The sequence below is a fragment of the Actinokineospora cianjurensis genome (assembly GCF_003663795.1).
Classification (GTDB): domain Bacteria; phylum Actinomycetota; class Actinomycetes; order Mycobacteriales; family Pseudonocardiaceae; genus Actinokineospora; species Actinokineospora terrae.
The window spans coordinates 591,968-604,870 of the sequence record NZ_RCDD01000003.1 but is presented as its reverse complement, the minus strand read 5'-3'; the positions used below and the strand labels follow the sequence as shown (position 1 = coordinate 604,870).

Annotated in this window: 13 protein-coding genes; 4 read left to right on the top strand and 9 right to left on the bottom strand. The window is 71.1% G+C overall.

Features of this window, described 5'->3' with window-relative positions:
* Positions 1 to 11 precede the first annotated feature (11 nt).
* The 7 genes from CLV68_RS22330 to CLV68_RS33485 form a co-directional block, all read right to left on the bottom strand.
* The gene (locus tag CLV68_RS22330; protein WP_170224524.1) at positions 12 to 2,021 is read right to left on the bottom strand and encodes a tetratricopeptide repeat protein; all 2,010 of its coding nucleotides are present in this window, start codon (positions 2,019 to 2,021) and stop codon (positions 12 to 14) included.
* Positions 2,018 to 2,428, bottom strand: coding sequence for an RNA polymerase-binding protein RbpA (locus tag CLV68_RS22325; RefSeq protein ID WP_121392830.1), 411 nt, complete (start codon positions 2,426 to 2,428; stop codon positions 2,018 to 2,020). Before CLV68_RS22325 ends, CLV68_RS22330 begins: the two co-directional genes overlap by 4 nt.
* Before the next feature lie 46 nt (positions 2,429 to 2,474).
* Positions 2,475 to 3,563, bottom strand: coding sequence for a hypothetical protein (locus tag CLV68_RS22320; protein ID WP_121392829.1), 1,089 nt, complete (start codon positions 3,561 to 3,563; stop codon positions 2,475 to 2,477).
* 32 nt (positions 3,564 to 3,595) lie between these two features.
* Positions 3,596 to 4,768: a hypothetical protein gene (locus CLV68_RS22315; RefSeq protein WP_121392828.1), complete on the bottom strand. Its 1,173-nt coding sequence runs from the start codon at positions 4,766 to 4,768 to the stop codon at positions 3,596 to 3,598.
* Between the two features lie 129 nt (positions 4,769 to 4,897).
* The gene (locus tag CLV68_RS22310; RefSeq protein ID WP_147460120.1) at positions 4,898 to 6,016 is read right to left on the bottom strand and encodes a S1 family peptidase; all 1,119 of its coding nucleotides are present in this window, start codon (positions 6,014 to 6,016) and stop codon (positions 4,898 to 4,900) included.
* 94 nt (positions 6,017 to 6,110) lie between these two features.
* Positions 6,111 to 7,214 carry a hypothetical protein gene (locus tag CLV68_RS22305; RefSeq protein WP_121392826.1) on the bottom strand — a complete coding sequence of 368 codons (1,104 nt, stop codon included), beginning with the start codon at positions 7,212 to 7,214 and terminating at the stop codon, positions 6,111 to 6,113.
* 217 nt (positions 7,215 to 7,431) lie between these two features.
* Entirely contained in the window at positions 7,432 to 7,641 is a 210-nt protein-coding gene (locus CLV68_RS33485) for a hypothetical protein (protein WP_147460119.1), read from the bottom strand.
* A gap of 379 nt (positions 7,642 to 8,020) precedes the next feature.
* Here CLV68_RS33485 and CLV68_RS22300 point away from each other — a divergent pair, with 379 nt between their 5' ends.
* A complete protein-coding gene (locus tag CLV68_RS22300; RefSeq protein WP_211346717.1) occupies positions 8,021 to 9,247 on the top strand; it encodes a helix-turn-helix domain-containing protein in 1,227 nt (408 codons plus the stop codon).
* Positions 9,248 to 9,258: 11 nt separating this feature from the next.
* The gene (locus CLV68_RS22295) at positions 9,259 to 9,915 is read left to right on the top strand and encodes a YdcF family protein (protein ID WP_121392825.1); all 657 of its coding nucleotides are present in this window, start codon (positions 9,259 to 9,261) and stop codon (positions 9,913 to 9,915) included.
* Here CLV68_RS22295 and CLV68_RS22290 read toward each other — a convergent pair.
* Both CLV68_RS22290 and CLV68_RS22285 read right to left on the bottom strand, forming a co-directional pair.
* Positions 9,912 to 10,142 carry a hypothetical protein gene (locus CLV68_RS22290; protein WP_147460118.1) on the bottom strand — a complete coding sequence of 77 codons (231 nt, stop codon included), beginning with the start codon at positions 10,140 to 10,142 and terminating at the stop codon, positions 9,912 to 9,914. The two genes, CLV68_RS22295 and CLV68_RS22290, sit on opposite strands and share 4 nt — an antisense overlap.
* A gap of 500 nt (positions 10,143 to 10,642) precedes the next feature.
* Positions 10,643 to 10,867 (bottom strand): hypothetical protein, encoded by a 225-nt coding sequence (locus CLV68_RS22285; protein WP_483902893.1) that lies wholly within the window; start codon positions 10,865 to 10,867, stop codon positions 10,643 to 10,645.
* On the opposite strand from CLV68_RS22285, the gene CLV68_RS22280 reads away from it, so the two are divergent.
* Positions 10,835 to 11,998, top strand: coding sequence for an NsdA family TPR-like regulatory protein (locus tag CLV68_RS22280; RefSeq protein ID WP_483902892.1), 1,164 nt, complete (start codon positions 10,835 to 10,837; stop codon positions 11,996 to 11,998). The two genes, CLV68_RS22285 and CLV68_RS22280, sit on opposite strands and share 33 nt — an antisense overlap.
* A 440-nt stretch (positions 11,999 to 12,438) precedes the next feature.
* Entirely contained in the window at positions 12,439 to 12,762 is a 324-nt protein-coding gene (locus CLV68_RS22275) for a GntR family transcriptional regulator (RefSeq protein WP_121392821.1), read from the top strand.
* Positions 12,763 to 12,903: the final 141 nt, after the last annotated feature.

The following is a 12,903-nucleotide window of genomic DNA, read 5'->3' as shown; positions in this document are numbered from 1 at the left end:
CGGGAATCCTTCTAGTCCTGTGTGGACTTGCGGTGGGTGTCGAGTGTGTCGATCAGGTCCTGGGCCAGTCGGGCCCCGGAGGGGGATCCGGCCGCGGACATGTCGCTCAGGGCGGCGCGGGCCAGGACGAGCGCGTCCCGCAGGGCGCCGGTGGCCTGATGGGCGCGAGCGAGGGCGAGCCCGGCGCGGCCCCGGTTGTAGGTCTCGTCGCTCGGGTGCTCGGAGAGCAGGGTGTGGGCCTCGGTGAGCGGGGGGATGGCCTCGGCGGCGTGCCCGCTGTCCAGGCGCAGGGTCCCGAGTTCGGTGAGCGCCAACGCGCGGGCGCGGGGCCGCCCGAGGCCGCGGTGCAGGTCGGCGACCTGGATGAACAGGGCGTCGGCCTCGGCGGTCCGGCGCTGGGCGAGGTGCAGGTGCGCGCGGGCCTTGAGCGCTTTCGCCCGCATCAGGTCGCCCCCGTCGATATCGGCCAGGGCGGCCAGTTCGTCGCACAGGCCCTGGGCGCCGGCGAGGGCATCGGCCTTGATGGCGGTACGGACCGCGTCGGCGAGCGTGCCCGCCAGCAGGTCGCGATCACCGAGTCCGCGCGCGGCCGATAGTGCCAGCGCGCTCACCTCGGCCGCGGCGGTGTGGTCCTTGTGCAGGAGCAGGGCAGTGCGCAGCGCGTGGACCATCAACACCACCGCCCGGTGGCGCCCGCGGGCGGCGGTGGCGCGCACGGTGGCCACCAGGCCGGGCTTCTCGACGTCGAACCAGAGCAGCGCTTCGGCCCGGTCATCGGGAACCAAGGCCCCGGTGGCCGACTCGTCCGGGGCGGGCAGGTCGGTGTCGCCGAGCGGGGGCAGCGTCCGGGCGGGCATCAGCAGGGTCGCGAGCGCGCGCAGTTGCGCGAGTCGGTGGGCCGCGACGCGGTCGTCGACACCGTCGGCGTCGGGGCCGCCGATCGCCAGCGCGACCTCGGTGACCACGTCGTGCAACCGGTGGTGGCCGTCATCGGCGGGGGCGAGGAGGTTCGCCTGCGCCAACACGCCGATGACCAGGTCGAGGGCGTGGGGGGCGAGGCGGGTGACGGCGCGGGCCAGGTCGGGGGAGAACCGCCCCGGGACGCGCGCGAGGTCGAGCAGGACGGCGCGGGCCACCGGGGTGAGCGCGTCGATGGCCTCGCGCACCGCCTCCCGGGTCGGGACCGGGGCGGGCGGGGTGTCAGGCATCGGGTCCTCCTGGGAGCGTCGACGGATGGCGGGATCGCCGGTGGTGTCGGGCACGACGTCCTCGCCGGTGGCGGCGCGCGCGGCGGTCACGGCCACCGCGAGCGGGATCCCCGCGCAGTGGGCGTGCAGCCGTGCCGCCAGCCCCGGCGAGGGTGCGTGCAGGTGGTGGGCCAGTAGTTGTGTGGTGGCGGGCAGGTCGAAGGGCGGCACGACGAGTGCGCGCGCGCCGACACGGCCGACCAACTCGACGTGGGGGGATCGGCTGGTGATCAGCACGACGCTGCCCGGCCCGGTGGGCAGCAGCGGCACCACCTGGGCCGCGGTGGCGGGGGACTCCAACAACAGCCCCAGTTGGCGTGGCGCGGTCATCGACCGCCACAACGCGAGCCGCTCCCGCTCATCGTCGGGGACCAGGTCCGGCGCGACACCGAGCGCGCGCAGGAACGAACCGAGTACCTCGACCGGGTCGGCGACGAGGGGATGGGTGAGATCGGCCCACAGCAGCCCGTCCGGGAGCCGGTGCTCGTGGTGGTGCAGCGCGGTGACCGCGATCGTGGTCTTGCCGATCCCACCGGGCCCGTGCAGGACCAGCACCGTCGACCCGGCGGTGCCGGCGTTGAGCCGACCGGTGATGTCGGCGAGGACCTCGTCGCGGTCGACCGCCAGACCGGCCGGGGGGATCTGCCGGGGCCGCACAGGCAACCCGGTCGATCCGGGCAGGTGCAGGGTCACCCCGCCGTGGATGTGTCCGGCCTGCACCAGATGCCCGCCCACGAGTCCGGAGACGGCGTTGCCCGTCCCGTGCCCGGTCACCGCGTCACCGCCTCGACGCCGCCGGAGGGGCCACCGCCGCGCCGGCAGCGCAGCTCTCGCAGCTGCCGGTCGAGAAGTGCGTCGAGGTCGGCGATGGTGCGGCGCTCCAGCAGCATCTGCCACGGGGTCTTGTCGATGCGCGGTCTGCCCTGTTCGAGCGGTGCGGGCGCGGGGGTGTCGACCCCGGCCCGGGCAGCGTCCACGCCATGCTGGGGGCATCGCCACCGCGCGGGGAGTTCGCCGTCGGGTAGGTCCGCGGCCAGGGGCCGGGTGAAGGAATGCCCCCGCGGGCACAGGAACTCGTGGTCGCGCCGTGGCGCCAACTCGTCCGCCGCGCGGTCGATCCCTCCCGGTCCCAGCGTGTTCCGGCCGTTGCGGGAACTGGCCAACCGTCCGGAGACGTACATCAGGCCACCCCCACTATGCGGGGCGCAGGCGTGTGCCGGGGGCGGCTCATGCCGGGACCACCGGCTCGGCCGCGACCGGTGCGGGCAGGTAGGGGGTGCCGGCGGCGGCAGAGCGGTGCAGTGCGGCGAGTCGAGCGTGATGTCCGCCGGGGTCGGCCTGTCGGGCCAGGGCGGTGTGGATCTCGGCGGCCACGGTGTGCGCGTGGCGGTACTGGGGGTCGGTGTGAACGCCGGCGCAGTCGCGTGCGCGCAGCACGGTGATCGCCTCACCGACGGCGGCCGCGACGTCCAGTTCACCGCGGGCCAGCCGCACGATCGCGGTGCTCACGTGCACAGGGAACAGCGTCCGCGGCTGCCGCTTGCCGACCGCCGCAATCGCTGTGGCGGCGTCGAGCCAGGTGACCGCGTCGTCCACGTCGCCGCCACGGGCGCAGGCTTGGGCCATCAGGCACAGCACCCTCGCCCGGCGCGCGGCGCGGTACTTGCGGATGGCGCCGCCCGTGCGTCCCCGGATCGGGCGGGTCTCGTCGCGGTCCTGCGCGGACAACGCCTCCAGAAGGTCGGCGCGTGCCGCGGCCGGGTCGCCCAGGTCCAGGTGCGCGGCCGCGCGGTGTGCCAGTGCCTCGACCTGGGTCCTGTCCTCGCGCAGCGCCCGAGCACGCCGCAGGGTGTCGGCGCACACCACCAGCGCGAACCGGGGCTCGCCGAACTCGATCAGCGCGTGCGTCAACCGCCTGCCCAGGACCATCGCCCGGCGACAACCGTCCTCGTCGTCGGGCAGCAACGGCAGGGCCAGGTCGTGCACGCGTCGACACAGACCGGTATCGCCAAGGTGCAGCAGCGCCGTCCCGGCCTCCGCGACCACCAGCAGCCGGTCGGCGTCGCCCGCCCGCTCCCACCGCTCGACCGCGCACCCCAACTCATCGCGGTGGGCGCGCGCCCACGCACAGGCCCCGCGGTGGGTGGTGAAACGCCGCGGCGCCTCGCCGCGCAACCGCGCGTAGCGGGGATGCACCCGCACCGCCGTGGGCGCCAACACCCACTCGGAGAGGACGAGATCGTCGATCAGCAGGTCGTCGGCGGGCACGGCGTGAGGCGGGAACTCGCCGGGAGCGAGGCGCCAGGTGTCCATCATGTCGATGGCCTTCCGGGGAGAACGGGGGATGGTCAGAAGGTGGTGGCCAGCAGCGGCTCGGCCGGGGCGGTGCGCGCCTCGACGACCGCGACGACCGACCACCTCGCCACCTGGGTGCGGTCGCGGTCGAGGAACCGGACGGTGCCGCGGGCCAGGTGCCCCATCGGGATCCGGGTGGCGCGGTCGGGCGCCAGCAGGTCCACCCGGGTGTGCACCCCGGTGCCGTCGGGTGGGACGCCGTCCACGACCAGCCCACCGCTCACGTCGGTGACCAACCGCAGCGGTCGCCCGAGGGCGGTGACCGCGCTCCACCCCTCGGGCACCGTGTCCGCGGCCACGACGCCACCCACACCGACGACCCCAGCCCACCACCCTCGACTGGTCACCACGTCCCCGACCTGGTCGTCGAGCACCCGCGTCGGATCACCCCCGGCCAGGCGGACAGGGCGTACGGAAGGGTCGTCGAGTCCCGCCGCCACGGGCACCAGGGTCGCGTCCGCGGTGGCCGCGAAGGTCGTGGCCGCACTGGCTCCCGCGGGCTGCGGCACCCAGGACACCGGGTCACCGGCGGCGCCGCCGGTCAGCGGCATGTCGATCAACGGACTTATCAACCGGACCGTGCCCCCGGGGGCGGCGAGAGCGAACGCGGGGACCAGCGGCGCGGACAGGACGGGGTCGCCGGTATCGGGACGCGTGTCGACGAACCCGATCGCTGCCGGAGCGCTGCCCGCTGGGAGGTGCTGCAGTGCGCGCAGATGCAGGCGGGTGTCCGGTGTGGCGGGGATCGCGGCGACGGTCGAGGTCAGGTAGGCGACCGTCTCGCCGCCGCCGACCCTCGGGGCGACCAGGACCACCACCGTCAGTTCCACCTGTCCGGGTGGGCCGGTGTCGGCGAACACGCCGGTCAGCGGCGCACCGGGCGGGGGCTGGTCCCTGCTGTCGCCGGTGGCCCACCACGCCCGCGCGGCCGCGACCAGCAGCGCGTCGTCGTGGACGAGGGAACCGCGCGCGCACCACCGCGCCACCGACCCGGCCGGTGTGGGGATCGAGGGGCAGGCGGGATTGACGCCCACGCTGACGGCGGGCTCGGGGGGTGGGCCGGTCGCGGTCGTCACCAGCACCACACCGGCGAGCGTCGCCAGCACCACGGCCGCCACCAGCAGGTCGCCTCCGCGTACACGGCGGCGCGGTGGGTGTCCGAACATCGGGTGGCCTCCACACAGGACAGTCGACAGTCGATCAAGGACGGTGAATCGCGGTGGTGCGCGCGGATCTGGGTGTCCCGCCGCGCCCCGGTCGGGGGCACGGTGCGCGGCGGGACGGTCAGAGGGTGATCAGCCCGCCAAGCCGACGTCGGCGCGGCGAACGGGCTTGGGCAGCGGCCCGGTGGTGGTGATCGGCGCGTACGGGGACGTGATCGCCCCGCCCTGGGCCTGGGTCAGCGGGAGCGTGGTGTCGAGCCGTCCGGCCATCACGTCGTAGATCCACCGACGGTGCTGCGGGTCGGCGATGGAGGTGTAGACGGCCGGGTACTGCCCGCAATCGCCCGCCGTCCTACTGCTCACCCCGACCACGGCCCACCTACGGGTGCCCGCGATCTTGGTCAGCAGCGGGCCGCCGCTGTCGCCGTTGCACACCCCCGCCGTGCCGTGCGGGTTGTTCACGCACAGGTCCAGCGCGGTGATCGCCGAGTCGCGGCACCGCTTCGCGGCGACGACCGTGCTGTCGAGTTCCTGCACGAACCGGGGCAGGCTGCCCGACGCGTCCGGGGTCGTGAGTCCGAACCCGAGCAGCCGCGCCTTCTCGCCCACCGCAGGGACCTTGGCCGCGATCTCGAACGGCGCGAACTCCTGCTGCTCGACCTGCGCGAGCAGCACGTCCTCGGCGGGACCGTCACCGGAGGCCCAGTCCCAACCGGGGTGCACGACGAACCGCCTCACCGGCAGCACCACGCCGCGGGTGCGGTCATGGGACCCCACCCGGACCGAGAACTGCTTGTTCTCCGTCGGGATCGGCGCCGCCCGCTCGTCCAGCGTGCCGAACATCGACCCCGTCGCGGCCGGGGCGAGAGCGGGGATGTTGGTCGCGCAGTGTGCGGCGAGCACCACCCACCCGCGCTCGATCATCGAGGCGGTACAGGTGGTCCATCCCACCCGCCCATAGGCGGGGGCGTCGTACTGCAACGAGGCGATGCCCTCGTAGACCTGTGAAGCCGGGTGGCCACCGACAACCTGGGTGCCCATCCCCCCACCCACGTCGGGTGGGGTGCTGACCTGCGCGGCGGCGTGAACATGCGCGGGGCTGGGATGGCCGTCGACCACCGGGGTGCTCACACCCGCCACGGGTGAGGAGATGGTCTGCGCGGTGGCGGGCGTGCCCAGCCCCAGCGTCAACGCCAGTGCGGTGAGGACGGCGGCGACCACCAAGGTGGGCGTGTGTCGCGTGCGTATCACGGTGTCCTTGTCTTCCTGTCGTGTTTACCGGTGTCCCGCGTGAGCACCGACCGGTGCGACCGGCCCGGCTCCAGCGAGGCGTTCATGGGGGAGGTCAGGCGGCGCAGTGACCGCGCCCAGGCAGAGACGGAGCCAGGTCGTCGGTGATCTGCTCCCGGGCGGCCGGGACGACCCGCGCGGCGAGGTCGTGGGCGCGGCGCAACGCGGCTCCGGGACCCAACACGGTCAGCAGCGCGATCGCCGAGGCCACCGCCCCGGACGCCTCGACGAACTCGCCCGCCGCCTTGTGCGCCAAGGCCAGCGACACGGTGAGCTCGGCCTCGACCACCGGGTCGCGCCCGGCACGGGCCAGTGCGATCGCGCGCACCCACAACCCGACCGCCTGCCCAGGCCCGGCCAGGCGAGCGCGGGCGGCCACCACCCGCCACTCACCCGACGGACAAGCATCGACCAGCTCGCCGACCTCGACACCCGAGAGCAACCGCGCGGCGCGGGCCGGCTTCCCGGCTACACGACACGCCTCGGCGTGGGCCACCACCGCGCGCAACCGCATCCACGGCTCCACATCCCCGCCTGAGTGGGTCGTGGCCAACTGCCCAGCCGGCATCGCGGCGACCGCGTCCCCGACGCGCACAGCCGTCTCACACCACATCGACGCCAACACCGTGATCGTCGACTCGTCGATCCGCGCCTCGACCGCGGCGGTCGCCGCCGCCCGCGCGGCGAGCAGCTCCTGCCGCCGGTCGCCGAGCCAGCCCGCCAGCACCCGCAGCGCTGCGTTGAAGGTGATGGTCGCCGCGCACTCAGCGTCGTAGTTCGCGGCAGCGCCGCGCCGCCGCGTCAGGGCGGTGAGCCGCGACCATTCGCGCACCCCCCACCTGCGCGCCCGATCAGCGTCGCTGCGCACCGCCACAGGAGTGCGCGGGGTGATCGGCGCAGGGTCATACGGGTTCAACAGCCGCGCGGCCTCAGCCGCGCGGTAGGTGTAGAACTCGCGCACCAGCGAGGCCCAGTCGCGCGAGACGCTCTCCTCGTCGAGCGCGCCCGCTTCCCGGCCCCAGTTGGCGATCTCCCGCGCCCACGTGGTGTCCACACCGGGCAGGTCGAGCGCGCTGCCCGCAGCGAGCACCCGGGCGACCGTGTGATCGGCTGGTGGTGGGCTGTTGTAGGCGAAGGAAGAGCGCAGTGTGGCGGTCATGGGTGACTCCCCGAGGACACGGCGGCCCAAGTGCGGGCGCCGACAGCGGATGGGACACCACGGGCGGCGGGTGACGTCGCTCCGTGGACGTTCGCTGGTTCGAAACGACCGCCGACGTGGTGGCAGCCTCGATCGTCGAGGTCCAGCTTTCGCCCGATGTGAAGGCAATGGCCCAGTCATTGGGGACAGTTCGGCCAGAAGGTCGACTCGTGGTAGTTCAGGAAGACTCGTTGTGCTTGTGGGCAGCATCCCGCAGCTTGTGTATCGCCCGGTTTGCCGCGTTGATGAACTCTTGCTCGCCTGCCGAGGTGACGAGAAACGACGCCCGGCGGATAGCCGACATTTCGGATGGAGTGAGGTTGACGGTGACCGGGAGCTGCCGTTCCGGTGGCTTCTTCTGGATTGGTTCGTTGTGTTCCATGGTCACCTCACTGCCACCACTCAGGGATGGCTCGTTCCCGGCACTGCCGAGGGGCGTGGCGGCTCGTCGCGCACGACAAGTTGAGGAGCCCCTTCGCGGACCCCTTGCGGCCGCACAGATCGTGTGCGGTAATGCTGTGGTGTGGGTGAATCCTCTTCGCGCACCCAGTGGCAGAGCCGGTGGCCTGATCGCAAGGCCCTGCGCACTTGAGATCACGGGCAACTCCTAGGTTGTGAAGTCGCTGGACTAGGCAGGGAGGCGCCTTGCACGCTCAGTGGGCGTTTACCCCGCCTGCCCAGACGCTAGGGGCAGGTGATTCGGCCAACCGGGAGGATTTCTCTGGGGCCGTCGCCGTGCGCGATGGGAGGGTGACCCCATGCGAGGGATGACCGACGACATGTCAGCCGGTGAGAGGGTCGCGTTCTACCGGCAACGGCGAGGACTGACCCAGACCGTGCTGGCCGGACTGGTGGGTCGCACCGACGACTGGTTGCGAAAGGTCGAGCACGATGCCCTCCCGCTGGACAGACTGTCGATCCTGCGCAGGCTCGCGTACGCGCTGGATGTCAGCCTCGGTGACCTTATCGGCGAGCCTGTCCTCATGGATTGGACCGAGGAGACCGGCAGGCGCACCGTCTCCGCACTGCGGGTCGCACTGATGGACCATCGGCAGTTCCTCGTCGGGTCCTACACCACCGAACTTGTCCGTCTGGATTCCCTGGCTCGCGACATCGCTGAGCAGTGGGGCGATTACCAGGCTTCCCGCTACGCTCGCCTCACCCGGCGACTACCGTTGCTGATCACCGACGTGCAGGCCGCGTGCCAGCAGTACGACGCCACCAGCGATGAGGGCGTCCGAGCACATGAACTCTGCGCCAGCGTCCACCAAGTGGCGACAGCGTTTCTAACCAAGGTGGGCGAGGCCGACCTCGCCGCGACCGCCGCGACCCGAGGACTGGCTGCGGCCAACTCCAGCGGCAACGCATTGATGATCGGATCGCTGTACCGCTCCGTGGCGCACGCCCTCGTATCCATCGGGGAGTACGAACAGTCCGCCGCCCTCACCCGCGCCGCCGCCGACCATCTTGAACCCGGACTCGGCACCGCCTCACCCGAGTACCTGTCCGTCTACGGGATGCTGCACCTCGTCGGTGCCGTCGCTTCGGCCCGCGACGACGACCGTGGCGACACGATGGCGTTCCTGACCGAGGCCGACGAAGCCGCCACCCGGCTAGGCATCGACGCCAACCATCTTTGGACCGCGTTCGGGCCCACCAACGTCGCCATCCACCGCATGACCACCGCCATGGAACTCGGGGACGTGCAAGTCGCCGTCGACCTCGGTCCCCGCATCGACACCGGCGCACTGCCCACCGAACGACGGGTTCGCCACGCCATCGAGACCGCACGTGCCTACGTCCGATGGAACCGCATCGACGACGCGCTCACGATGCTGCTTCGTGCCGAGCAAGAGGCCCCTGAACAGGTCCGCTACCACCGCCTGTCCCGGAACCTAGTCCGAGAGATGATCCGACTGCCGCGCCCGAGCTCGCGCGCCATCGAACTCGCCTGCCGGATGGGCGTGCATGGCACGGACCCCCGCAAGCCGTAATCTCCTCGAGCATGTCGACCACCGCCATCCCACACCACCTGCGTGTCGACGTCGAGACGTTGTGGGCCTACCACGACATGCACCACGAACTGCGGCCAGTCGACGTCTGCGTCGGCTTGGGCAGCCACGACCTCGGCGTCGCAACCTACGCCGCCGAGCTCTACCACCGGGGCCTGTTCCCGCAGATCGTGTTCACCGGCGCCAACGCACCCACCACGATCGAGCGCTTCCCTCGCGGCGAGGCAATCCACTACCGCGAACACGCCCTCGAACTTGGCGTGCCCGACGAGGCGATCAGCGTGGAGACTGCGGCGACCAACACGAGCCAGAATCTCACCAACACACGAGCAGTTCTCGCCGAGGCCGGAATCACACCCTGTTCAGTCTTGCTTGTCTCCCGGCCGTACCAGCAGCGCCGGGCCTACGCGACCTGCAGGAAGGTATGGCCGGAAGTCCAGGTGCTGTGCGGCTCGCGTCCGCTGCTGCTCGATGAGTACGTTCACGGTATCGGCGACGTCGCCCGCGTGATCAACATGCTGGTGGGCGACACCCAACGAATCACCGAGTACGCCAAACGCGGGTTCGCCATCGAACAAGAAGTCCCCGACGAGGTGGACGCCGCCAACCGACGTCTGATCGAGGCCGGATTCACGAGCCGGCTGATCTAGCTGCCAGATTCACCGAGTTCACCGGTGCCTGTACGGCCCAACGCGGCCAACCCAGCCTCAACCACGTCGACCGGGGCAACAACCATCACGTCATCGTCACCCGGCCCGGTCAGGTACACCACACGCCCGCGACGTACGGCATCAGCCCAGATCGTCAACATGTCGGTGACCGATGCCCGCGCCGCCCAATCAGGGGCCGGGCCTTCGGTGTCTGAGAACAACGGCATGTACATCAGGTTACCGGGTTGCCCCATGACGAACCGAAAGCGGCGACAGCGGTTTCTCATCGGCCATATCCCGGTTGACCTGTGTTGCCCGGCTGGGCGGTCAGGTGGTAACGCGGTGAGCGGGGGTTGAGCACGTCGACGCGGCGTCCCCGGACAGTGAGCCCGTGCTGCCGGTTACCGCCGGTGTGGTGTCCGTCGAGGAGGCCAACATCCTGGCCGACCTGGCGAAGCTGGGGCAGGGGGCGAGGGCGTTCGCCCCGCGCGTCGACCACGAGGAGATGTACCTCGCGCCGGCGCTGCCGTTGGCCTCCGCGTCCGAGACGGCCCAAGGATCTGGCCACCGGGCAGTTGGACGTCGAGCGACTCGATCAACCCGCGGCGATCCTGGCCTGGGGCGCGGAGCTGGAACAGAGGCTGCGCCACGGGCATGCGCTCAGGCACCCGTCGGCAGTTAAGCCGGTGCTGGAGGTCGTCGCGCACCGGGGGGCGAGGTTGTCCGGTCAGCCGGGTTTGCGGACCAAGCCGATGTAGGAGGCGACAATCAAGGTGACCAACGCCCACACCAGGCGCTGCAACACCCAGATGCCGACGAGGTAGATTGGGCCCTTGCGCGGTGCGATGTTGATGTCGCAGCGGGCGCGCAGTCCGGTGACGCCCAGCGGGAGGCCGCGGTCGATGCCGACACCGACGAGTTGGAGCTGCCGACCGGTGCCCGGGGATGGCACGCTCGTCCCGGTGGAGACGTCGGTGACGGGCTGCCCGGCGGCGATGCCGTGGAGTTGGTGACGAAGTTGGGAAGCGCGGACGTGGCCCACCTTGTCGAACTGCTCGATGAGAAACAATCGATCATCGCAACGACGGTCGCCTCTGCCCAATCGACCTCGACATCGACCGTCGATTCGGTCGACCTCGAGTTGGCGTGGGAACTGGCGCGAAGGGTCGAAGCCAGCGACGTCTCCAACGAAACCGTTAGTCGCATCGAACGATCTTTCGACTATCTCGCCGTCGCCTACTCGACCAGCCCGCCCGCCGCCTTGCTGCCGCAGCTGCGCACGTACCTGGCCTACGTGAACTCGTTGATGGACAAGCGATCCACGATCGCCGAGAAACAACGCTTGATCGTGGCCGGTGGGTGGCTGTCACTCCTGGCGGCCACCTGCCATATCGACCTGCAACATCAGCATTCAGCGACCGAATACCCGCGCACGGCTGCTAGCCTCGCCCGACACGCTGAGCACGCCGAGATCCGTGCCTGGTGCTACGAAACCCAAGCATGGCGCGTCCTTACCGACGGCGACTACCCTCGGGCGATCGAGTTGTCCCGCGCTGCCCAACACCATGCCCCACGGGGTAGCTCGGCCGCTATCCAGGCCGCCGCGCAAGAAGGCCGAGCCCACGCGCGACTCGGCGACACGCGCCAGACCACCCAGGCCATCTCCACCGTCCACCAACTCGTCACCCCACTACCGGCCCGCGATGTCGAGCACCACTACCACTACGACCCGCACAAGGTCATCGCCTACACCGCCACCACCCTGGCCTGGGCTGGCGACCCCGCGGCCGAAAGCCATGCCCGCGAGATCATCGAACGTCTCCGGCCCGCGACTCCCACCGACCCCGCGAGATGGCCCCGTCGGATCGCTTCCGCCCATCTGGACCTCGCCATGGCGCTGACCACCACCGGTCGGTTTGACGAGGCGTGCCACACCGCCACCCAAGCCATCGAGTCCGGCCGCATCGTCCCCAGCAACATCTGGCGAGTCACCGAGATCATCCGCCGGATCGACGCCCTCGACATCCCTGAAGCCGACACCCTGCGCGACGCGTACCGCGGGCTGGTCTCGCTGACACGATGAACCATCTCGATCACTGCCCGGTCCTCGCCGAGCACGTCTCGCCTCGCGCCGTGCGCGACGAGGTGTACTGACGGTTGAGTCGCCACTGCGGCGAGCGCGATCGCGCTCGCCGCAGTGTTCACCGCGCTGACGCTGTGCCTGTTCTATGGCTTGATCGCCAATGCCCGACTGCGGAAGTCCACGAGATTCCGGTCGATCTTGGGGCGCGGGTGGCACCCACTGCGGAAGCCATGCTCGGCAAGCATCCGACCGTCGGTGGTGTTGTGACACCCTCACTTGGTGGCGAAACCGCAGGGCTACGACGGCGGTCGACCCAAGGCTGAGGCCGCTTCTCCTGCGGCCGCGACAGCCTGCTTGCCTGCCGAGGACCACACACGGACCACCGCCTGTCGATGGCGCGCGAACGGAACCTAGCTAGCCAAGCTGGCTAGGTAAGCGGCATGCGTGGACTTGACCCGGACGCTTCCGGACCGCCTTACCGGGACATCGCCAACGCCCTGCGCGAAGCCCTTGACGCCGGTGAGTGGGCGCCCGGCGAGGCGATCTACTCGCGGAAACAGTTGGTCGGACACTTCGGTGTCTCCGGGATGACCGTCCAGCGCGCGGTGGGCGTGCTCGTCGACGAGGGACGCTTGGTGGCGCGTCAAGGCGCCCGCGTGTACGTGCGCGCCGTGCCCGACCCGCCTGCGCGTGACCTTGCCGCCGAACTCGACGAACTCCGTGCCCGCCTCGACGTCCTGGAACGGCGCGTGCCGCCCGGGTAGCAGGAGCCGGACGGCGCTTGTCCGCCAGCCTGCTCCAACCAGGCCCCCGTGCGCGCCAGGAATGCAGCACGCGTCGCTAGGCCATTCGGGGCTGGTTACGCGCGATGGACGGTGTATCGCGCCCTCTGAGGGGGGCGGGTC

What these genes read in the sequence shown, in the direction of transcription:
- CLV68_RS22275 (WP_121392821.1), top strand. Translation starts at nt 12,439, where the DNA reads ATGCGTGGACTTGACCCGGACGCTTCCGGACCGCCTTACCGGGACATC.
- CLV68_RS22295 (WP_121392825.1), top strand. Translation starts at nt 9,259, where the DNA reads ATGTCGACCACCGCCATCCCACACCACCTGCGTGTCGACGTCGAGACG.
- CLV68_RS22305 (WP_121392826.1), bottom strand. Translation starts at nt 7,214, where the DNA reads ATGACCGCCACACTGCGCTCTTCCTTCGCCTACAACAGCCCACCACCA.
- CLV68_RS22300 (WP_211346717.1), top strand. Translation starts at nt 8,021, where the DNA reads ATGACCGACGACATGTCAGCCGGTGAGAGGGTCGCGTTCTACCGGCAA.
- CLV68_RS22320 (WP_121392829.1), bottom strand. Translation starts at nt 3,563, where the DNA reads ATGATGGACACCTGGCGCCTCGCTCCCGGCGAGTTCCCGCCTCACGCC.
- CLV68_RS22315 (WP_121392828.1), bottom strand. Translation starts at nt 4,768, where the DNA reads ATGTTCGGACACCCACCGCGCCGCCGTGTACGCGGAGGCGACCTGCTG.
- CLV68_RS22290 (WP_147460118.1), bottom strand. Translation starts at nt 10,142, where the DNA reads ATGCCGTTGTTCTCAGACACCGAAGGCCCGGCCCCTGATTGGGCGGCG.
- CLV68_RS22325 (WP_121392830.1), bottom strand. Translation starts at nt 2,428, where the DNA reads ATGTACGTCTCCGGACGGTTGGCCAGTTCCCGCAACGGCCGGAACACG.